The sequence below is a fragment of the Aristophania vespae genome, from assembly GCF_009906835.1.
In the GTDB taxonomy this organism is placed as follows: Bacteria; Pseudomonadota; Alphaproteobacteria; order Acetobacterales; family Acetobacteraceae; genus Aristophania; species Aristophania vespae.
This window is the reverse complement of the sequence record NZ_CP047652.1, coordinates 1,133,325-1,151,962: the sequence shown is the minus strand read 5'-3', so window position 1 is coordinate 1,151,962 and position 18,638 is coordinate 1,133,325. Positions and strand designations below refer to the sequence as shown.

At 43.5% G+C, this 18,638-nt stretch carries 18 protein-coding genes, 1 tRNA gene, 2 pseudogenes and 1 riboswitch; of the genes and pseudogenes, 15 read left to right on the top strand and 6 right to left on the bottom strand.

Annotated features, from left to right (window positions below):
* Positions 1-51 precede the first annotated feature (51 nt).
* On the top strand, positions 52-501 hold the full coding sequence (locus GT348_RS05160; protein ID WP_160618801.1) for a MucR family transcriptional regulator: 450 nt from the start codon (positions 52-54) through the stop codon (positions 499-501).
* A 269-nt stretch (positions 502-770) separates the two neighbouring features.
* The gene (locus tag GT348_RS05155) at positions 771-1,064 is read left to right on the top strand and encodes an HU family DNA-binding protein (RefSeq protein ID WP_160618800.1); all 294 of its coding nucleotides are present in this window, start codon (positions 771-773) and stop codon (positions 1,062-1,064) included.
* A 119-nt stretch (positions 1,065-1,183) separates the two neighbouring features.
* Here the strand turns inward: GT348_RS05155 and GT348_RS05150 are convergent, their stop codons facing one another.
* On the bottom strand, positions 1,184-2,077 hold the full coding sequence (locus GT348_RS05150; protein WP_160618799.1) for a LysR family transcriptional regulator: 894 nt from the start codon (positions 2,075-2,077) through the stop codon (positions 1,184-1,186).
* A gap of 153 nt (positions 2,078-2,230) precedes the next feature.
* Entirely contained in the window at positions 2,231-3,214 is a 984-nt protein-coding gene (gene trxB / locus GT348_RS05145; protein ID WP_160618798.1) for a thioredoxin-disulfide reductase, read from the bottom strand.
* 175 nt (positions 3,215-3,389) lie between these two features.
* Here trxB and GT348_RS05140 point away from each other — a divergent pair.
* Positions 3,390-3,859, top strand: a pseudogene (locus GT348_RS05140) (Lrp/AsnC family transcriptional regulator).
* Positions 3,856-5,253 carry a glycosyltransferase family 39 protein gene (locus GT348_RS05135; RefSeq protein ID WP_160618797.1) on the top strand — a complete coding sequence of 466 codons (1,398 nt, stop codon included), beginning with the start codon at positions 3,856-3,858 and terminating at the stop codon, positions 5,251-5,253. Before GT348_RS05140 ends, GT348_RS05135 begins: the two are co-directional and overlap by 4 nt.
* A gap of 80 nt (positions 5,254-5,333) precedes the next feature.
* Here GT348_RS05135 and rpsU read toward each other — a convergent pair whose 3' ends face one another.
* Entirely contained in the window at positions 5,334-5,537 is a 204-nt protein-coding gene (gene rpsU, locus GT348_RS05130; RefSeq protein ID WP_007283570.1) for a 30S ribosomal protein S21, read from the bottom strand.
* A 188-nt stretch (positions 5,538-5,725) separates the two neighbouring features.
* On the opposite strand from rpsU, the gene GT348_RS05125 reads away from it, so the two are divergent.
* Positions 5,726-6,196 carry a MarR family winged helix-turn-helix transcriptional regulator gene (locus GT348_RS05125; protein WP_160618796.1) on the top strand — a complete coding sequence of 157 codons (471 nt, stop codon included), beginning with the start codon at positions 5,726-5,728 and terminating at the stop codon, positions 6,194-6,196.
* Positions 6,197-6,223: 27 nt separating this feature from the next.
* On the opposite strand, the gene GT348_RS05120 is transcribed toward GT348_RS05125, so the two are convergent.
* Positions 6,224-6,676 (bottom strand): outer membrane protein assembly factor BamE, encoded by a 453-nt coding sequence (locus GT348_RS05120; RefSeq protein ID WP_236646424.1) that lies wholly within the window; start codon positions 6,674-6,676, stop codon positions 6,224-6,226.
* A gap of 344 nt (positions 6,677-7,020) precedes the next feature.
* Between GT348_RS05120 and GT348_RS05115 the strand changes: the two genes are divergently transcribed.
* From GT348_RS05115 to GT348_RS05085, 7 genes and pseudogenes are all read left to right on the top strand, one after another.
* Positions 7,021-7,623 carry a DUF177 domain-containing protein gene (locus GT348_RS05115; protein WP_160618795.1) on the top strand — a complete coding sequence of 201 codons (603 nt, stop codon included), beginning with the start codon at positions 7,021-7,023 and terminating at the stop codon, positions 7,621-7,623.
* A gap of 192 nt (positions 7,624-7,815) precedes the next feature.
* Positions 7,816-8,022 carry a 50S ribosomal protein L32 gene (rpmF, locus tag GT348_RS05110; protein ID WP_160618794.1) on the top strand — a complete coding sequence of 69 codons (207 nt, stop codon included), beginning with the start codon at positions 7,816-7,818 and terminating at the stop codon, positions 8,020-8,022.
* A 71-nt stretch (positions 8,023-8,093) separates the two neighbouring features.
* Positions 8,094-9,193, top strand: a pseudogene (gene plsX / locus GT348_RS05105) (phosphate acyltransferase PlsX).
* Between the two features lie 11 nt (positions 9,194-9,204).
* Positions 9,205-10,182 (top strand): beta-ketoacyl-ACP synthase III, encoded by a 978-nt coding sequence (locus GT348_RS05100; protein ID WP_160618793.1) that lies wholly within the window; start codon positions 9,205-9,207, stop codon positions 10,180-10,182.
* Between the two features lie 68 nt (positions 10,183-10,250).
* Positions 10,251-10,541, top strand: coding sequence for an integration host factor subunit alpha (locus tag GT348_RS05095; RefSeq protein ID WP_160618792.1), 291 nt, complete (start codon positions 10,251-10,253; stop codon positions 10,539-10,541).
* Between the two features lie 14 nt (positions 10,542-10,555).
* On the top strand, positions 10,556-11,332 hold the full coding sequence (locus GT348_RS05090) for a MerR family transcriptional regulator (RefSeq protein WP_160618791.1): 777 nt from the start codon (positions 10,556-10,558) through the stop codon (positions 11,330-11,332).
* A 68-nt stretch (positions 11,333-11,400) separates the two neighbouring features.
* A tRNA-Pro gene (locus tag GT348_RS05085) sits at positions 11,401-11,477 on the top strand.
* A gap of 18 nt (positions 11,478-11,495) precedes the next feature.
* Here GT348_RS05085 and GT348_RS05080 read toward each other — a convergent pair.
* Both GT348_RS05080 and GT348_RS05075 read right to left on the bottom strand, forming a co-directional pair.
* Positions 11,496-12,611, bottom strand: coding sequence for an AI-2E family transporter (locus tag GT348_RS05080; protein WP_160618790.1), 1,116 nt, complete (start codon positions 12,609-12,611; stop codon positions 11,496-11,498).
* Positions 12,612-12,676: 65 nt separating this feature from the next.
* Positions 12,677-13,525 (bottom strand): NUDIX hydrolase, encoded by an 849-nt coding sequence (locus tag GT348_RS05075; protein ID WP_160618789.1) that lies wholly within the window; start codon positions 13,523-13,525, stop codon positions 12,677-12,679.
* A gap of 66 nt (positions 13,526-13,591) precedes the next feature.
* Here GT348_RS05075 and GT348_RS05070 point away from each other — a divergent pair, with 66 nt between their 5' ends.
* From GT348_RS05070 to fusA, 3 genes are all read left to right on the top strand, one after another.
* Positions 13,592-15,385 carry an ABCB family ABC transporter ATP-binding protein/permease gene (locus GT348_RS05070; RefSeq protein ID WP_160618788.1) on the top strand — a complete coding sequence of 598 codons (1,794 nt, stop codon included), beginning with the start codon at positions 13,592-13,594 and terminating at the stop codon, positions 15,383-15,385.
* Between the two features lie 159 nt (positions 15,386-15,544).
* Positions 15,545-15,841 carry a 50S ribosomal protein L28 gene (gene rpmB, locus GT348_RS05065; protein ID WP_160618787.1) on the top strand — a complete coding sequence of 99 codons (297 nt, stop codon included), beginning with the start codon at positions 15,545-15,547 and terminating at the stop codon, positions 15,839-15,841.
* Positions 15,842-15,994: 153 nt separating this feature from the next.
* Positions 15,995-18,100 (top strand): elongation factor G, encoded by a 2,106-nt coding sequence (fusA, locus tag GT348_RS05060; protein ID WP_160618786.1) that lies wholly within the window; start codon positions 15,995-15,997, stop codon positions 18,098-18,100.
* A 427-nt stretch (positions 18,101-18,527) separates the two neighbouring features.
* Positions 18,528-18,609: riboswitch (Fluoride riboswitch) on the top strand.
* Positions 18,610-18,638 lie beyond the last annotated feature (29 nt).

Here is an 18,638-nt window from a genome sequence, read left to right as displayed (position 1 = left end):
ATGTTCTATCGTGAATTGTTTATTATTATTAAATTACAAAAGGTTACATTGATGTCAGAGCATAATGGCCGTGAGCAGCTTCTGCAATTAACAGCAGAAATTGTAATAGCGAAGGTTTCAAATTCTCATTTACCAGTAGAAGACCTTCCCAAAATCATCAAAGATGTTTACTCAGCTCTGGCCGGCCAGGATCATTCTAATAAGAAATCTGAAGCTGCTTTGACCCAGCAGCCTGCTGTAACTATTAGAAAGTCAGTCTATCCTGATTACATCATCTGCTTAGAAGATGGCAAAAAACTTAAAATGCTTAAGCGACATTTAAAAAGTGCGTATGGCATGACGCCCGAGCAATATCGCGAGAAATGGGGCCTTCCTCCAGAATACCCACTCGTTGCACCTAATTACGCAAAGCGCCGCTCTTACTTAGCGCGTGAAATTGGACTGGGACGTAATATTGGTTCTGCTCCAGATGGTGTCCGTGGCGCACGCAAAGCAGATTAATTACATTCACAATAGTAATTAAGTTCCTTATTGAAAAGTAAAGTGTGACATCAGACTTTTATTTTCAATAAGGACTTAATTGATACTATTTATATATTCACTTTTAATATTAACGATATATTCAAATTTTAAGTATATTTATATTGGTCTGAATACAAACATTTTGTTTGATGTATCTTATAGTAAAATGTGATTTGGAACTCTGATATTTAAGGTCTAGGAGCTTCACTTGTCGGAGTCGAATGAGCATTCTGAAACCGAGGTGTTGTATGACGAGGGCAGAATTAATAGCACGATTAATAAATGATCTGCCATCTTTGCCACCTCGTCAGGTAGAAGCGGCCTTTCAAAAAATCATGGATATAATCGCTCAAAATCTTGCTGATGGAAACCGTGTCGAATTACGTGGTTTTGGTAGTTTTGGCCTTAGAGGACATTCAGCTCATGAAGGGCGGAATCCTAAAACTGGTGCCAAGGTTACTGTTGAACAAAAAAAAGTTCCCTATTTTCGTGCGGGGAAAAAACTTAAAAAGGTTGTCGACCAATTACATAAAGATACATAAATTCAAATAATAGATTTTATTTTGCGATTTTATGGCAGCGGAATAACCATCATAAAATTTATGCCTATTTTCTAAAACTAGAATTTTATTTTTTAGAAAAGCTTTTAGGTCGTATAGTATTATTTATGAGTTTCATTAAGCTCAGTGATAAGAAAATCCCGGAAGGCAGCTATCCTCTTTGAGGTTCTGAGTTCCTCTGGGTAAACAAAATATGCGTTCATTTGTGGGCAGTGCACATCAGATAAAATACGCACTAAATCCGGGTAAGCCTGCGCTGTATATTGAGGTAAAACTCCTATACCTATTCCTGTAGATATAGCATTTCCAACAGCAGAAATATTATTAACAGCCATGCGCACTTTTAATGCGGGAAAAGTCTTTTCTTTTACCAGCCGTTCCACGAGCCAGTTCACATTTGGAAGGGGCAAATGACGACCAGCAAACCCTATAAGATTATGGTGCTCCAAATCTTCAAGTTTTTCTGGTGTCCCAGCTTTTTCAAGATAAGAACGGCTTGCATAAATTGGCAGGCTAAAACTGGCTAAATGACGTTGAATAAGATCAGGCTGAGTAGGAGGGTGTAGCCTAATGGCAACGTCAGCCTCTCTCATGCTTAAATCCAGATCTTTATCTTCAAGTAAAACGGTTACATCAATATCAGGATGCGTTTCAAGAAAACGGTGGAGGCGGGGCGTTAGCCACGAAAATCCAAAACCTGTTGTCGTGGTAACTTTAATCTTACCTTTTGCATGTTCACGATTTTCACTCAAATAAGCTTGGGCTAGCGCTAATTTTGAAAAAACCTCTCTTGCTGTACGGTGCAGCATTTCACCTTGCTCAGTTAGAATGAGACCGCGTGCATGCCGGTGAAAAAGAGGAACTCCAAGAACATCTTCAAGGGCAGAAATCTGCCTGGAAACTGCGGATTGGCTCAGATTTAACCGGTCACCTGCATGCGTAAAAGAGCCTGCTTCTGCCACGGTGTGAAAAATCCGCAATTTGTCCCAGTCCATGGTAGAGGACTCGTAAAGCCCGTCGCAATAGTTGTTATTATTTTTGCCCATGTTATTTACCATTGCGTTTTGTTCTAGTGAGGCTCAAAAGACGTCTGACTTTTATCAGCCGGATTTAATCCATTGTATAAATTGGTTCAAGGCTAATTCACTTTATTGCCCAGTAAGAGTTACTATGAGGTTATGATCCAAAAATCTTTCAGCTTCTAAAGCGGCCATGCACCCCGTGCCAGCGGCGGTCACAGCTTGCCTGTAAATTTTATCCTGAATATCACCAGCTGCAAAAATACCCTCTATGGATGTTTGAGTTGTTCCAGGTTTTGTTAGGATATACCCTTCTTGGTCACATTTTACTTCGTCGCGAAATGGTCCAATACTTGGTGTGTGTCCAATTGCAATAAAGGCACCATCAATAGATAGAATTTCCGTCTTTTGAGGATTTTGAGTATCGGTTAATACGATGCTCGAAACAACTTCTGGGGTGCCACTTCCCTTGATTTCACTAACGGCGCGATTCCAGTGTATTTTAATTTTGGGGTTTGCAAAAAGGCGTTCTTGCAAAATATGTTCTGCTTTTAAACTATCCCGACGATGAATGAGATGGACTGTGCTGGCATGGTGGGTGAGATATAAGGCTTCCTCAACAGCGGTATTACCGCCACCAATAACGGCAACGACCTTTCCTCTAAAGAAAAAACCGTCACATGTGGCACAGGCTGAAACCCCACTTCCTTGGAATTTTGCCTCAGAAGGAATGTTTAGCCATTTTGCCTGTGCTCCAGTTGCAATAATGACGGTTTGCGCCAAATAGTCATCGCCACTATCACCTTTAAGATGAAAATACCCCTCAGCATCACGTCCTTTTTTAAGGTGAGCTTCTGTAATAAGGTCATATATAATACGAGTACCGACTTGTTGAGCCTGTTCGCGCATTTGCTCCATAAGCCACGGTCCCTGAACGGGGGCCGCAAAGCCGGGGAAATTCTCAATATCATCAGTGATGGTTAATTGCCCGCCAGGTTGTAGTCCTGTAACAAGAATAGGGTCTAATCCTGCTCTAGCCGCATAAATGGCGGCTGTGTAGCCTGCGGGTCCCGCCCCTACAACAAGTACTTTCGTGCGGTGACTGTTAGGCATATGAATCGAACCTTCTAAAATGATTTTTTAAACGTCAAAAAGTTACATATAGAGTGACATTATCATATCATGAAGAGAGATCTATCTCTCATGTTTTGTTAATCTAACCCTATGAATCACATATCTAACTTTGGAAGATCCGATTCAATCCCTTGCGAAAGCTTTGATGTAAATTATGAAACCGATCGAATTGGATGAAATTGACCGTCATATCCTTGTTGAGTTGCAACGAGATGGTCGTATTACAAATGTAGAACTTGCACGCCGGGTAGGTATATCTGCACCTCCCTGTCTCAGGCGCGTCAGAAGGCTAGAAGAGCTTGGTATTATCGAAGGCTTTTATGCTGATATTGTGCCTTCTCGTTTGGGCTGGTCCATTACTTTTTACGTGCTTATTGGGTTAGTCAGTCAAAAAAGTACGGTTCTGGAAGCCTTTGAAAATGAAGTTGGATCTTGGCCTGAGACACGTGAGTGCCATATGATTCGGGGGGAGAGGATTTTCTGCTCCGTTTAATTGCACGCGACGCTGACCACCAAAATCAGCTAACACGCAATCTTATTGATAATCAGTATGTAGCGCGTGTTCAAACGTTTCAAACCATCCGTACAAGTTGTGACCGCTCTGGTGTTCCTTTAACGGAATGAAAGATTTTTTCTCAACATCTCATTTAAAGATAATTTTAGGCGGAGGGCTATTATGCGTTATAGCTCTGCGCCTTGTTCTGGCGGCTTTTTTGCCTCTGTCACCTGACGAAGCCTATTATTGGCTTTGGTCAAAATCTCCTCAGCTTAGCTATATGGATCATCCTCCAATGGTCGCGCTGTGGATAAAAGCAGGGACTCTACTTTTTGGTGACCGCCCATTAGCTATTAGGTTTTTAGGGCCTTTAGCGTCTTTCCTTGGCACAATTTTCCTAAGTCTTACGGGAAAAAAGCTTTTTCCTTACTCTCAAAAAAGAGCTTTATATGGTGCAATTCTACTAAATTGCACATTAATGTTTGGCTTGGGGATGGTCATTATGACTCCCGATACGCCTTTGTTCTTTTTCTCTATTTTAACGCTTTGGGCCTTTATACAGGTGCTTGATGAAAAGAGGCCCTTACCATCAATTTTATGGTGGCTATGTGTCGGTTTATGTCTTGGTTTAGCTTTTGACTCGAAATATACGGCCTGTTTTTTAGGGCTGGGTATGGTCGTTTACGCTATTATGTGCCGCCCAAAGCTTTTTTTGAAAATAGGGCCCTGGATAGGGGTTTTAACGTGTTTAATCACAATAAGCCCGGTGATAATATGGAACGCAAACCATCACTGGATCAGTTTTTTTAAACAAGGTAGTCGGGTAGGTGACTGGCATCCTCATAGAGCACTAACCTTTATTAGTGAATTAGTGGCAGGTCAAATTGGTTTAGCAACGCCACTTATAGCGCTCATCTGTGTTGGGGGCTTCATGAAGTCCCGAAAAGAAAAGCCGGCTTTATTCTGGCTAGTCAGTCCAGGAATAATTATCCTGTTATTCCATGCCTTTGGAGACAGGGTGCAGGCAAACTGGCCTGCAATTCTTTATCCAGCCTTAATGTTGTCAGCCGGCCTTATTTTATGGCTTCAGAGATGGGTTATTTCTATAGGGGTAATTTGCGCTTTAACTATAGTGATTCAGGCCTTATTTGCCCCCCTTGCTTTATCAGCTCACTGGGATCCTATAGCGCGGCAGGTAAGAGGGTGGGAGGCTTTGACAGAAGAGCTCGTTAGTCAGGCTCATGCCAGCCATAGTCAGGCACTTTACGTAAAAGATTACGCTTTAGCCTCTATTTTAGCCTATCATGATAAGCTGAATTTTCCCATTATCAGTCCAGATAAAAGATGGCATTATTTGGGAGCACGCCCCAAAAATTCATATCAGAATGTGCTTGTTGTTGCTGAAAAACGGAAAGCTTTAACAAAGGTGCAGGGTGTCGTAACAAGATATTTTAATAAACGCGAGCTACGGTCTTATAGTTATGAGAGTGGCACTATGCGCAGCGGTTTTCTTGTTAAATAAAAATATTATTTTTAGAAACGAAAATAAGAAAAAAGCCGCTTTAAAAAAGCGGCTCATTCTCACTCGGATATCGAGGGTTTTTAGAACCCTTCGCGCTCTAAACGCTTACGCTCCATTTTACGAGCGCGGCGAACAGCTTCCGCGGCCTCACGAGCACGACGCTCTGAAGGCTTTTCAAAATGGCGGCGGAGTTTCATTTCACGAAATACTCCTTCACGCTGCATTTTTTTCTTAAGCGCTTTGAGCGCCTGGTCAACATTATTATCACGAACGAGAACCTGCACGGTGGCGTCATCTCCTTAAAGCGGTCGGGTGCCCAGCCAGTGAGTATGCAAACACTCACGGAGGGCAGGTGCAATTACAAGTTGAGGATCGGTATCATATTGTTGTCTTGGAAACAACACTTTCTAGAACTATATCTTCGTTATTCCTTGTTTATAAGGCCAAATTAACAGAATAGTGTGAGTTTAATGTGACAAGTTACCCTTTAAACGAAAATTCTGGTGCAGAAAGTCAGCTTTATTTACGAGAAGAATCAGTCCGAGCTTCATATGAAATATTTTTGTTAGCATGGCGGCGTCTTAGTGCTGACTGTGATGCTTATCTGACCCTCCATGATATTGGAGCGGCACATCATCGTATTCTTTTTCTTGTTAAAAGCTATCCTGGATTAACGCCTGGGCGCTTGCAATCAATGCTTGGCATAACAAAACAGTCCTTAAATAGAGCCTTAACTGAGTTAAAATCCCTAAAGCTTATAGAGCAATCCCAAGATAAGCAGGATAAAAGAAAACGCCCTTTGCAGCTTACCCCACAGGGAGAAGAGCTGGAAAAAGAATTATTTAAGCTTATTAAAGAAAATTTGAGCCAAGCTTATAAAAAACTAGATGGGAGAGCCGTAGAAGGCTTTAGACGCGTTTTAAAAGAGCTTTCAACGCCGTAAGTGTCAAAAGCTCTATTTAATTTGTAATTAGTTTAAAGAGTTACCCACGCCACCATTGCCCGTGCCGGCACCAAGTCCACCCATATTATTGGCGGCACTTCCTGCACCTCCCATACCGAATGCACTTCCCATAGCATTCATAGGGTTATATTTGCCTACGTTACCCAATAATTCCTGGATAACGGAAACTTCTGTGCCTGGTGTTGGGGTTTCATCGCTAACCATAGCAACTTGTATGCTATCTTTGCGTTTAAGGACATGCATGTCGCGCAAAATACCGTTCTGATCAAAGTTCAGTACTAAAACGCTCTGTTTGTCAGTTGCAGGAAACCCTAGAGGAACAAGATTTTTTGTGAGAGAAACATAATACCAGGCATTATCATTAAATGTGCCGCGTACGGTTGGTGAACCAATGAGGTTTTCAACATCGTCACGCGTTGTTGTGCCTGGAATAAGTTTTTTATATTCATATTTTTCCACCAGCGATCCCCGCGGAATCGGAGGGGCTCAAACACGGCGCAGCCACTTGTCAGTAGCATAGCTGTCAATAACAAAGCCGAGCGAGAGCGTTTCATCCGCTTGGCATGATGAGTCTGACAAGAGTTAGAGTCTTGTTTTTGTAAAATCACGACAGGGGATTCGCTGGTCATAAGCGGCATTGCGTCCTGAATATTTGAAAGCGATCAATTAAGGGTTTCGGGTGCCCTAGTAACAGCTTTATGTCAATCTATTTTCATAATAAGACATTTTTTACAGCTCTTCGTCCAGCATATAAAATAGCTAAATCAGGTATGAGACCTTTTTAGCGCTTAGGAATAACTATCATGTCTTCACAAAAATCTTCTCAATCCCAGGGAGATATAAAGAAAATTAGCACCGTTGAAGTGGAATTCTCGCGCAAAAGGCTGCTTTCACAAATAGGTCGCGCTTTAGAAGAAACAATAATAGCAACACCAGATGAAAGAAAAGCACTTGCTCAGCGTTTTTATTTGCCAGAGATAAAAATGCTAAAATGCGTTTTTGAGCTAACAGCCTTAGCTGAAAACAGGGTTGTTGCTACAGGCATATTGCATGCCAAAGTTGTGCAAAGCTGTATTATAACGGGCGAAGATGTTGAAGAAGATATAGAAGATCATTTTCAGCTTCGCTTTATACCACGCCGTGATATGGTTCCTGATGAATCGCTAGATATAGAGGCTTTACTTGCTCAAGAGTATGATGAAGTCCCTTATAATGGGCGTGTAATCGACCTTGGAGAGGCGGCAGCAGAGCAATTAGCACTCTGTTTAAACCCTTACCCACGCAAAAAAGGAGAAGGTCTGGATCAGTTTGTGGACGTAACACCTACAGAGCCTGAACCAGTAGAGAAAAAACAGGAAAATCCTTTTGCTGTATTAAGCCAGTTGAAAGATATAGATAAAAAATAGTAAAAGAGGTTGAAAGCCGCTCAATTAATGCTTAATGACTTGCGAAGAAACGCTGTGTCTGCTAGAGCGGCCGGCTTAAGCGCCGTGTTTAGACGGTAGATAAAGATATTAGAGTTGCCAAGCTTGGATAACCGCTGAGCAAGGCGGTTCCTAAGAGTGGGTTATGAACCCTAGTGAAAGAGGCAGAGAAGAATGGCCGTTCCTAAAAGAAAAACTACGCCATCCCGTCGTGGTATGCGTCGCAGTCATCTTGCATTGCGCACAGAAGCTTATGCAGAATGTTCTAACTGCGGTGAAGTTAAACGCCCTCACCATGTATGTAGCCATTGTGGTCATTATGATGGGCGTGAAGTTGTGTCTGCTGAGGGTAAAGCCCTTAAAACAGCGGTTCGCGCTTAAGATAAAACTATTTTTGCCTGAATTTAAAAGGGCAAATTATAAGGCTGTGTAAAGAGTTGGGAACTGCGTCTATGAATGAGGTTTCTGCTGTCGAGCCACAGGCTGGCGCAGTTAAAGATAATAACTCCTCTTCACAGCCTTATACCCTAGCTGTTGATGCTATGGGGGGGATCGTGCGCCTGAGATCGTTTTAGAAGGTCTCGAAATGACAGCGGTGCGTCATCCCAATATTCGTATCCTCCTTATAGGTGACGAGGCTGTGTTAAAACCGGCTTTGGCACGTCATAAAAAAGCGGCAGCTATTTGCGATATTCGGCATGCTCCCGAGCATATCGCTATGGAAATGAAGCCCACAGCTGCCTTGCGCGTAAGAAACTCATCGTTACGCCTTGCTATGAATGCTGTTGCAAGCGGCGAAGCTCTCGGCGTTGTTTCTGCCGGCAATAGTGGCGCCATGTTAGCTCTGGCAAAAATTATTGTAAAAACCCTTCCTGGCATATCTCGTCCTGCAATGGCTGCTGTGCAGCCTTCGGCCCGTGGCGATGTTATTATGCTGGATTTGGGGGCTAATATAGCCTGTGATGCACGCAATCTTGTTGAGTTTGCAGTTATGGGAGAGGCTTTTGCCCAGGCAGCTTTAGGGCTGCGTGAGCCAAAAATAGGCCTCCTAAATGTCGGCGCAGAAGAGTTAAAAGGCGACGAACGTTTGAGGGAAGCGGCTGAACGCTTGAAGCAAAGTGTTCTGGCCTCACATTATGCCGGTTTTATTGAAGGCCACGATATTACAGCAGGGACTGTTGACGTTGTTGTAACAGATGGCTTTACAGGCAATGTTGCCCTTAAAACGGGTGAAGGTGCCCTTAAATTAGCTTTCGGTCTTTTGCGCTCGGTCTTTGAAACAAGCTGGTTGACGAAGTTAGGTTACATGCTCGTGCGTCCCGGACTTCGTCGTATGAAAGAATGGATTGACCCAAGCCGATATAATGGTGCCCTTTTTGTCGGTTTAAATGGTATTGTCGTAAAATCTCATGGTGGAGCAGATGGCGAAGGTTTTGCCTCTGCTATTGATGTAGCTGTTGATGCTGTCCTTAATGATCTTAATCAAAAGATTCGCTTAAGATTAGAACAGGTAGGGGCTATATCTCCCGCCGAAAAAACCGAGAAAGAATAGGGCAGGCTGTCATGTCAAACTCTGTAACGCTTGCTAATGCCAAATTAACTGGCGTAGGAGCTTATCTACCGCAAAAAATCGTTACAAATGACGAACTTGCCACCCGTATAGATACATCAGATGAATGGATTCGCACTCGTACAGGAATCCGCCAGCGTCATTTAGCATCTGAAGAAGAAACGTCTGTTTTTATGGCAAAAAAAGCTGCCCTGGCCGCTCTCGACTATGCGCAGCTTAAGCCAGAAGATATAGACGGTATTATTGTTGCTACATCGACCCCAGATCAGGTTTTCCCTTCAGTAGCAGTGCGTGTTCAGGCTGAGCTGGGCATGACGCAGGGATTCGGTTTTGATCTGAGTGCAGCGTGTTCTGGTTTCATTTTCGCTCTTTCGACAGCTAACAACTTCATTAAAGCAAGACAGGCTGAGAGAATCCTTGTTATAGGGGTAGAGGTTTTTTCCCGTTTGCTCGATTGGAGTGACCGTACTACCTGTGTTTTGTTTGGCGATGGTGCTGGAGCTGTTATTTTAGAGGCAAACGCCAAAAAGGGTGAGGGTCTGCTTTCGACAAAACTTCATTCTGATGGGCGTTATGGCGATATTTTGTACGTAGATGGCGCTGCTGGAAATTCGGATAGCAAAGCCAAATTAAAAATGAATGGCCGTGAGGTCTTTCGCCATGCCGTCACGCACCTGGCTGATGCTGTAGAAGAAGCTTTAAGCGAGCAGGGTTTGACAGGTGCTGATATTCATTGGCTTGTCCCTCACCAGGCTAACCAGCGTATCATAGATGGTGTTGCTCGTAAGTTGCAGTTGGATGCTAACCAGGTTGTTGTCACAGTTGATCGTCACGCAAATACATCTGCTGCGTCTATCCCTTTGGCGCTTTCAGAAGCGGTTAAAGATGGGCGCATAAAAAAAGGTGACCTCATTTTAATGGAGGCACTTGGAGGCGGTTTGACGTGGGGTTCTGCACTTTTGCGCTTCTAAAACTATTTTATTTAAAAAAAACATCTTTCATGTGTTGACTGTTAAGAGAACCGTGCTAGCCATTAATTATGGGTACAGTTACGCGAAACTCTTTGGTTGAGCTGCTTCAGCATGAAGTCGGGTTAAGCCGTCTTCAGGCCAGCTCTTTTGTCGAAGCTATGCTTGGCTTATTTATAGAAACGCTTATACAGGGCGATAATCTCAAAATTGTCGGTTTTGGCACGTTTGGCACTCGTGAAAAAGCGGCTAGAATGGGCCGTAACCCGAGAAGTGGTGAAGAGGCACTTATTACGGCAAGACGTGTGCCTTATTTTCGCCCCTCTCAAACCTTACGTGATCGTGTTAATTACACGAAGTGACATAGGATAAGACCATGAGTGCAGCTTCCGATATGGTGCAAGCCGAACAGACTTATTCTCTTTCGGAAATTGCAGAAGGGTTAGGTATTCCAACTTACCGACTGCGCTCGTGGGAAAATTTTTATCCGGTTTTTAAAGCCTCACGGTCGGAAGATGGGCAAAGCTATTATACTGAAAGTGATATTTCGGTCATTCAGCGCATTGCCGAGCTTCTTTATAAAGAGGGACGCAAAAGCCACGAAATTATGCCTATTTTGCGTGAGGAATTAGGGCAAAATATTTCTGATCATAAGTTTGCAGACTCTAAGTTTAAGGCTGGAGAAAAAGCGCCTTTAATTGAGGAGCTTTCTAAAGAAAATGACCATTTTCGTCAGGAAAATGCTGCTCTTCAGGAAAAGCTAGAAGAGCAGGAGCATCAGCACCAGACCATACAAGCTGAGTTGTCTGAGGCGCTGTCTATTCTGGGACAAGAAAATGCTAAACTTCAGACAGAGTTGGAAGAAGCGCGCAAATATAAAGAGTCTTTTAATAGCGCTGAAGAGGAAGTGTCACGCCTGACAACAGAGCTAAAATGTGCTGAGGAGCTCCATGCTCACGATAAAGACGTTATTGCTCATTATAACTCAGTAGAAGATGACAATAAAAATCTGCGTATGAGAGTTCAGGAGCTTGAGCAACATCAGGATCTTTCCAGAGCCAAACGTCAGGACGCAGAAATTGCAAGGCTACGCTCTGGGTTGGAAAATATTTTAAGTGAATTGTCTGAGCTAAAAAAACTTTTCGTTTCCTGAGAGAAATTTTTTTATAGCCATTGCGGCAAGAGTTAGAGCCTGCTAAATAACCATCAACCGCAGGACAACGGGCAGTAGCGCAGCCTGGTAGCGCATCAGTCTGGGGGACTGGGGGTCGTGGGTTCGAATCCCGCCTGCCCGACCAGTCCTGCGGTTTATTCCCTTAACGATGAAGTTTTCTTCCTACATTTTCTCTTGTGGCACCTTCGGTCCATAGAGACCAAAAGAGATGTAATGAGGCCATAATAGCAGGGCCGAGGAAGAGACCAAGCAGCCCCCAAATTTCAGCACCTCCTAAAATACCGAGCAGTACCCAGAGAAAAGGCATTTTTGTGCTTCCTCCAATGAGGACAGGGCGCACAAAGTGGTCGGCTAAGAATAAAACAATGGCGCCAACGACCCAGACAACGATGGCAGCTATCATACTGCCTTTTGCTGCGATAAGTAGAGAAACAAGTGTGACAGCAACCCACCCCAAAAAGGGGATCATGGCGCATATGGCGGTAACAAATCCAAAGATAAGAGGCTGAGGAGCATCGGCAACGACATAGGCAACGCCCATTACAGCGCCTTCACCCAAACCAACGAGGACTAAGCCTGACAAAGTGCCATGTACCGAAGACACGACTTGCGCAGCGAGTGATTCGCCCTGGGAGCCAAAAAGACGATGTGATGCTTTCAGGCATTTTTTTATAATAACCTCACCATCTTTGAGCAGAAAAAATAATGTCAGTAGTGAGAAAACAAACAAAATTGACCGATGGGCTAATTGAGACCCAACCTGACGCGTAACCTGCACGCTATGGCCTAAATCTAAGGAATGTAAAAAATCTTGTATCTTCTCAGATTGTGAGAGGTTATTTTGCCACCAATTATGTATTTGGCCTGAGCCAAAGGGTAATTCATCAACCCAACTGGGGACTGGTAAGCCCGTGTGCCTTACATTTTCTATCCATTGAAGGGCACTATGCATTTCATCAATAATTTTATAGCCGATAAAGGTGACGGGAATTAAAAATATAAGAGCCAGTAGAGACGTAAAGATTAAAGGGAGCCATGTTGATGTCCCGAATTTTCTTTCCACCTTATGATAAAGTGGCCATAGGGAAATTGCGAAAACCCCTCCCCACAATAAAGCAGGAAGAAAATTCTTTATGGTATATAGTCCCGCTATAACAAAGAAGAGTGCTAAAATGCCTCTTGCCCGCCTTTGTATTCGTATAGGGGGCGTTGGTATCTCTTCTTCTTTTTGAGGAATAGGGCATGAGGGGTTTGACATAGCTTTTAACTCTGTTTTTTGAAAATATGGAAAATTAGGAAACTGTTATAACCAAGCCTTTTGACTTAGTTTTTAAAAAAGAGAGCGTCTCTTAAAAGCCTTTCATCGTCAGGTTGAAAGAAATTATGTCTCAAAAATAAGTCTATGAGCACTAGGTTAACGTTAAACTTAAAATTATCACTATTCCTGACATGATCAAAAACATCTTCCAAAGGCCAGAGAGCGAATGATTCGACTTCGCCATCTGCTGCTCGTGGTATGAAATTTTCGGGTAGATATAAATCATAGCAATGTAAGCGGTCTCTTCTCAACCCTTCTGAACGCGCCATAGCATAATGAATAATACTGGCCTTATAAGCTTTCTCTGCCAGTTCCGAAGGGATAGAGGCTTCTTCTGCAGCTTCTTTTTTGACCGTTTCATCAGGGGTTCCCCCTGCATTCATGCCTCCGGCAACTATATGATCAAGTTTGCCAGGATCTAATCTTTTATGGGCGCTCCTTTTAGCCACCCATAAAAATATTTTTTCATTTTTTTTTACAAGGCCATTTACATGCACACCTTGAGCTTCCAATCCCAAAAGGGGAATAAGGGCGCGATCTACTTGGCCTACAACGTCGCCTTGAATCGTGCGAACGTCAAATAATTCATCAAAAGGCAGATAAGCATTTTTCTTACCAAGACTCTCACTGATAATGCGAAATGCTTCTCCAGTTTTTAGTCTTATCCCGTTCTTCTCTATATGGAGATAGGGAGATAATGAATTGTCCTCTAGCTCTTTAGTAAAAGCAGGATCAATATAGCCAATAAGCTGATCATTTAAGCGTAAATTTATGCGCCCTCCCGGAAGTAGTGCGTTGTGACAGCGTTTGATATGACGGAGGAAAGGCATAGCCTGGTCAGAAACTTGTCTCATAGCGTAAACACTTAAATATCCAAAAAGAGTGATCTATTAAGAAGAAAAGGTTTTAATAATAAGCTTATGTCACAAAGTGCCATTTTACGATTATCTCTAAGAGATTTATGGCAACATCTAAAGCCCGTAAAGCTAATGCCAGATGTTATCAGGCTTTTAATAGCCTTTTTTCTGCTTCTGGTTGAAAGTGGTACTTCTGTAGCCACGCCGTGGCTTTTTAGTAAAATGGTGGGGCAATTATCAGGTTCCGAGCGTGTGTTAGCCGCCTTCATGGCTCTTATAGCTCAATATGGTTTGATATCTCTCATAAGCGGAATAGCCGGCCCTTTAAGAGACATTATTATAGCGCCTTTGAGAGTTTGGTTAAAACGTCGTGTAGCCTTATTAGGGCTTGAGCAAATTCACAAACAAAGCGCCCGCTTTCATGTTAATCGTCAGACAGGTGCTTTAACGCGTATAATTGATCGCGGCGTTGATGCAATCAGTACAATACTGGATCTTTTACTTTCAAATGTTCTGCCAAATGTTTTTAGCCTAGTACTTACATTTATAGTCATTTTAAAAGTATATAACATAGCTTATATTTTTTTACTAAGTTTTACACTCTGTTTATATGCTTTTATTTCTTATATTTTTACAAAAAAGCGTATGAAAGCAAGGCGGGAGCGTAATAGGCTTAATGGTGAGGCTCATCATCACTTGGTTGATAGTCTTTTAAATGCCGATATGGTCCGTGTTTTTGGTAATCAGGACTATGAGCTGCAACGTCATGATACTGTTCGTAGAGAACTCCAAAAAGCAGAATTAAAACTGCAATATCTTGTCAGTTTTTCGCAAGTTACACGAAATGTCTTAATCGCAATAACAACGATTGCTCTTTTAGGATGGGCAGGATGGGATATTTATGATCAGACTCTCGAAGTTGCCCAATTTGTACTGATTGGCACTTATTTGCGCAGTGTTTATGCTGCTGTTGGATCACTTAATTATGTGGGTGCTGGGTGGCGTAATGCTCGCGTCGATCTCGAAAATTATTTAGAGTTAATGGCACTTGAGCCAGAGATCAAAGAGGCACCCTCTGCTAAAAGGCTACCAACTTCTTTTAAAAAAGCAGGAGGGGTGAGTATTATTTGTCAGAATGTCAGTTTTGGCTATTCTGATGAGAAAAAAATACTCAAAAACATTAGCTTTGAAATACCAGCAGGTAAAATAGTTGCCGTGGTTGGGCAAACAGGATCAGGAAAGTCAACTTTAAGTCGCCTTTTATCGCGTGCTTATGACCCTATAGAGGGAACAATATTCATTGATAATATTGATTGTCGTGAAATAGCCTTAGAAAATCTGCACCAAATCACAGGTATCGTCCCACAAGATACTCCCTTATTTAATACGACAATTGGGGAAAATATTGCTTATGGTCGGGTGGGGTCAGACTTTGTACATGTTAAAGAGGCCGCTCAAAAAGCGCATATAGACCAATTTATTGACTCATTGCCCGAAGGTTACGACACTATCGTTGGAGAAAGAGGGGTAAAGCTTTCTGGAGGTGAGAAGCAGCGCGTTGCCATTGCGCGTGTTATTTTAAAAGACCCACGTTTTTTGATCCTGGATGAGGCAAGTAGTGCGTTAGATACAAAAACCGAGCTTGCCATACAAAAAGAACTTAGAGCTCTCTCTCAAAGCCGAACAACATTCATTATCGCTCATCGACTTTCTACGATTCAGGAGGCGGATAAAATAATTGTGCTTGATCATGGAGAGATAAAAGAACAGGGCACGCATGACGAGTTATTAAAGAAAAATGGCTATTATAGTGCCTTGTGGGCTGCTCAGTCGGGGCAGGATACGAACCATTTTTAAAAATATTGAGTGCATAAAAAGGAATTTTTGGAAGTTCTTTCTTAAAGAATGTCACGAAAGACTTGACCTTTCCTTCAATCTAAGCGATAAGCCGGCACATATTGACTTAGGAATACGTCGGGTTTTGGGCCCTACGTTTCACAGCATCGAGGAAATTCTATGTCTCGCCGTTGCCATGTCACGGGCAAAGGAGTACTGACGGGCAACAACGTCAGTCATGCCAACAACAAAACCCGCCGTCGTTTTCTTCCTAACCTTCAGGAGACGACATTACTTTCCGATATTCTCGGAGCCCCTGTGCGTATGCGCTTAACAGCAAACGGTCTGCGCACTGTTGAGCATAATGGCGGGTTGGATTCTTTCCTTCTCGGCACGCCTAATCGTAAGCTTCCTCCCGAAGCCCTTGTGATTAAGCGCCGCATTTTGAAAGTGCAGGAACGCAAAGCTGCTTCCTAAAGCTTTAAAAGAGTTCTTAAGGCTTAATTAAGCTCATTTTTCCGGGGTATCCCTGCTGGAAAACAAAGAACCTCTTTTGATCGAATAACAGGGTTATTACGAGGGTGTTTCAGCATAGGCTGAGACACCTTTCATTGCATTTTGGAGATTCCCGTGACCGACGATACCGTCCAGGGCGCGAAGTCCGCTCTCTCGAAGATCCGCAACATTGGTATTACTGCGCATATCGATGCGGGTAAAACAACGACGACAGAGCGTATTCTGTACTATACCGGCATGTCCCATCGTATCGGTGAAGTGCATGATGGTAACACCACAACCGATTACATGGCTCAAGAGCGTGAGCGTGGTATCACCATCACCTCTGCGGCGGTAACGTGTGAGTGGGATAACCACCGCATTAACATTATTGATACCCCAGGCCATATTGACTTCAACATTGAAGTGAACCGCTCTTTGCGTGTGCTTGATGGTGCCATCTTTGTTATTGAAGGTGTGGCCGGTGTTCAGCCCCAGTCAGAAACAAACTGGCGCCTAGCAGATCGCTATAACGTTCCCCGCATTATTTTCATCAACAAGCTTGATCGTACTGGCGCAGATTTTTACTACGCTTTTGATACGTTAAAAGAAAAGCTTGATATCGTTGCAGTGCCTCTTCAATTACCAATTGGTGCTGAAGAAAACTTCGTTGGCGTTGTTGATCTTGTTGAGATGCGCGCTATCGTTTGGGAAGGTGGCGAATTAGGCGCCAAATTCCATTACGAGGATATTCCAGCAGAACTTCAGGAACGCGCTGCTGAAGCACGCCAAAATCTTCTTGATATTGCTCTTTCCGTTGATGAAAAAGCAATGGAAGAATATTTTGAGAAGGGTGATGTTGACATCTCCACACTGAAACGCTGCATTAAAAAAGGCGCTATTTCTGGCGAGTTCCGTCCAGTGCTTTGCGGAACAGCGTTTAAAAACAAAGGTGTCCAACCTCTTCTTGATGCGGTTATTGATTATCTTCCAGCTCCTGATGAAGTTGAAGGTATTCGTATTGCACCACCAGAAGATGAAGAAGTTGATGAAAGCTTCCTTCCCATCGTTCCGGTTGACCCAGAAGGTAAGTTTGCTGGTCTCGCCTTTAAAATCATTTCTGACAAATATGGCACACTGACCTTTGTTCGTGTTTATCGTGGTGTTCTGAACTCTGGTGACACAGTTCTGAATACAACAAAAGGAACAAAAGAGCGTGTTGGCCGCATGTTCCAAATGCATGCGGATAAGCGTCAGGAAGTTAAGTCTGTTGGTGCTGGTGACATCGCTGCGTTTGTTGGTCTGAAAGACACTGTAACAGGTGATACTCTTGCTGATCCTACAGATCCTGTGATCCTGGAACGTATGCAGTTCCCTGTGCCTGTTATTGATATCTCCGTAGAGCCAAAAACAAAAGATGCGGTAGAGAAAATGACATTGGCTCTTCAGAAACTTACTGCGGAAGATCCATCACTGCATCTTCGTACAGATCAGGAAACAGGCCAAACCATTCTTTCTGGTATGGGCGAGCTACATTTGGATATCATCATTGACCGTCTTCGCCGTGAATATGGCGTAGAGGCTGACGTTGGTGCTCCTCAGGTTGCCTATCGTGAGACAATCACGCAGGAACATACAGAGACTTATACACATAAAAAACAGTCTGGTGGTTCTGGTCAGTTCGCTGAAGTTTCAATCAAATTTGAGCCTTCAGGTACAAAAGACGAGATCATTTTCGAAAACAAAATCGTCGGTGGTGCTGTTCCAAAAGAATATATCCCAGCGGTTGAAAAAGGTATTCGTAACCAGGCTTCTACAGGTGTGTTAGCTGGGTTCGAAACAGTCGATTTCAAATTTACCCTCCTTGACGGTAAATACCATGATGTCGACTCATCGGCTCTTGCCTTCGAAATTGCTGCTAAAGCTTGTTTCCGTGAAGGTATGAAAAAAGCCGGCCCAGTTATTCTTGAACCTATCATGGATGTTGAGATCACAACGCCAAACGATCACGTTGGTGACGTTGTTGGTGACCTTAACCGTCGTCGTGGTATTATTCAGAATCAGGAGACATCAGGCTCTACGGTTCTGATTCGTTCACAGGTTCCGCTAAAAGAAATGTTTGGTTACATTTCTCACCTGCGTTCTGCTACAAAGGGGCGCGCATCCTTTACGATGCAGTTCCATCATTACGATCCAGTTCCTCGTAATGTTGCTGAAGAAATTATGGCTTCACGCAGCTAATATAAAAGAACTGCTACACGCAAAAACCTCTGTCAAATTTGGCAGAGGTTTTTGTTGTACAGTATTTTTATTTGGTATAATGTGCTCCGTGCTCCGTGCTCCGTGCTCCGTGCTCCGTGCTCCGTGCTCCGTGCTCCGTGCTCCGTGCTCCGTGCTCCGTGCTCCGTGCTCCGTGCTCCGTGCTCCGTGCTCCGTGCTCCGTGCTCCGTGCTCCGTGCTCCGTGCTCCGTGCTCCGTGCTCCGTGCTCCGTGCTCCGTGCTCCGTGCTCCGTGCTCCGTGCTCCGTGCTCCGTGCTCCGTGCTCCGTGCTCCGTGCTCCGTGCTCCGTGCTCCGTGCTCCGTGCTCCGTGCTCCGTGCTCCGTGCTCCGTGCTCCGTGCTCCTTGTCTCACGTCATTTTCTTGATTTTTTCTGTAAAATAAGCTTTTCTGCAAAATGGCGATGGATTTCCGCCAGGCTTAAGCCAAACCGTCTTTCTTTTTAGAAAAGACTGATGATTCCTATCTTGCATTAAAGCTAAAGATATAGCTGGGTGAGGG

Coding starts and splice junctions, on each gene's coding strand:
- GT348_RS05160 (WP_160618801.1), top strand. CDS start 52: ATGTCAGAGCATAATGGCCGTGAGCAGCTTCTGCAATTAACAGCAGAA.
- GT348_RS05155 (WP_160618800.1), top strand. CDS start 771: ATGACGAGGGCAGAATTAATAGCACGATTAATAAATGATCTGCCATCT.
- GT348_RS05150 (WP_160618799.1), bottom strand. CDS start 2,077: ATGGACTGGGACAAATTGCGGATTTTTCACACCGTGGCAGAAGCAGGC.
- trxB (WP_160618798.1), bottom strand. CDS start 3,214: ATGCCTAACAGTCACCGCACGAAAGTACTTGTTGTAGGGGCGGGACCC.
- GT348_RS05135 (WP_160618797.1), top strand. CDS start 3,856: ATGAAAGATTTTTTCTCAACATCTCATTTAAAGATAATTTTAGGCGGA.
- GT348_RS05115 (WP_160618795.1), top strand. CDS start 7,021: ATGTCTTCACAAAAATCTTCTCAATCCCAGGGAGATATAAAGAAAATT.
- rpmF (WP_160618794.1), top strand. CDS start 7,816: ATGGCCGTTCCTAAAAGAAAAACTACGCCATCCCGTCGTGGTATGCGT.
- GT348_RS05100 (WP_160618793.1), top strand. CDS start 9,205: ATGTCAAACTCTGTAACGCTTGCTAATGCCAAATTAACTGGCGTAGGA.
- GT348_RS05095 (WP_160618792.1), top strand. CDS start 10,251: ATGGGTACAGTTACGCGAAACTCTTTGGTTGAGCTGCTTCAGCATGAA.
- GT348_RS05090 (WP_160618791.1), top strand. CDS start 10,556: ATGAGTGCAGCTTCCGATATGGTGCAAGCCGAACAGACTTATTCTCTT.
- GT348_RS05080 (WP_160618790.1), bottom strand. CDS start 12,611: ATGTCAAACCCCTCATGCCCTATTCCTCAAAAAGAAGAAGAGATACCA.
- GT348_RS05075 (WP_160618789.1), bottom strand. CDS start 13,525: ATGAGACAAGTTTCTGACCAGGCTATGCCTTTCCTCCGTCATATCAAA.
- GT348_RS05070 (WP_160618788.1), top strand. CDS start 13,592: ATGTCACAAAGTGCCATTTTACGATTATCTCTAAGAGATTTATGGCAA.
- rpmB (WP_160618787.1), top strand. CDS start 15,545: ATGTCTCGCCGTTGCCATGTCACGGGCAAAGGAGTACTGACGGGCAAC.